This window comes from Dellaglioa sp. CoH-57-MRSF-16 (assembly GCF_056782055.1).
The window spans coordinates 1,898-3,297 of record NZ_JBXAXZ010000012.1 but is presented as its reverse complement, the minus strand read 5'-3'; the positions used below and the strand labels follow the sequence as shown (position 1 = coordinate 3,297).

Sequence of the window (1,400 nt, the reverse complement as noted above, 5' to 3'; positions counted from 1 at the left end):
AAATTTGTTCTTTGAAAACTAGATAATATTTATTAAATTTTTAAGCAATAAGCCGAGAAACACCGCGTTTTATTAGTTAAGAACGTAGTTCTTAACAAAACCACTTTGCTTTAAGTAAAGTTAGGTTAAGTTATCAAGGGCGCATGGTGAATGCCTTGGCACTAGGAGCCGATGAAGGACGGGACTAACACCGATATGCTTCGGGGAGCTGTAAGTAAGCTTTGATCCGGAGATTTCCGAATGGGGGAACCCAGCAGTTTTAATCGACTGTTACTATTAACTGAATACATAGGTTATATAGAGGTAAACGCAGGGAACTGAAACATCTAATTACCTGCAGGAATAGAAAGAAAAATCGATTCCCTAAGTAGCGGCGAGCGAACAGGGAAGAGCCCAAACCAAGAAGCTTGCTTCTTGGGGTTGTAGGACTGCTCATTTGAGTTACCAAAGATTTTTATAGTAGAAGAGTCTGGGAAGACTCGCCGTAGAGGGTGATAGCCCCGTATACTAAATGAAAATCTCTCAGAGCAGTATCCTGAGTACGGCGGAACACGAGAAATTCCGTCGGAATCCGGGAGGACCATCTCCCAAGGCTAAATACTCCCTAGTGACCGATAGTGAACCAGTACCGTGAGGGAAAGGTGAAAAGCACCCCGGAAGGGGAGTGAAATAGTTCCTGAAACCATGTGCCTACAAATAGTTAGAGCCCGTTAATGGGTGATAGCGTGCCTTTTGTAGAATGAACCGGCGAGTTACGTTTGCTTGCGAGGTTAAGTTGATAAGACGGAGCCGTAGCGAAAGCGAGTCTGAATAGGGCGCCATAGTAAGTAGACGTAGACCCGAAACCAAGTGACCTACCCATGTCCAGGTTGAAGGTGCGGTAAAACGCACTGGAGGACCGAACTCATGTATGTTGAAAAATGCTGAGATGAGGTGTGGGTAGCGGAGAAATTCCAAACGAACTTGGAGATAGCTGGTTCTCTCCGAAATAGCTTTAGGGCTAGCCTCGGAATTAAGAATCATGGAGGTAGAGCCACTGTTTGGACTAGGGGCCCATCTAGGGTTACTGAATTCAGATAAACTCCGAATGCCATTGATTTATATCCGGGAGTCAGACTGCGAGTGATAAGATCCGTAGTCGAAAGGGAAACAGCCCAGACCACCAATTAAGGTCCCAAAATACATGTTAAGTGGAAAAGGATGTGGAATTGCACAGACAACTAGGATGTTGGCTCAGAAGCAGCCACCATTTAAAGAGTGCGTAATAGCTCACTAGTCGAGTGATTCTGCGCCGAAAATGTACCGGGGCTAAACATGTTACCGAAATTGTGGATGGAACCCATTAGGGTTCCGTGGTAGGAGAGCGTTCTAAGGGCAACGAAGCTAGACCGTAAGGACTG

At 45.5% G+C, this 1,400-nt stretch carries 1 rRNA gene (cut by a window edge); it reads left to right on the top strand.

Annotated elements, in window-relative coordinates:
* The first annotated feature begins 123 nt into the window (after positions 1–123).
* Positions 124–1,400 (top strand): 23S ribosomal RNA (locus tag AC1RPH_RS07510) (it continues 1,742 nt past the right edge of the window).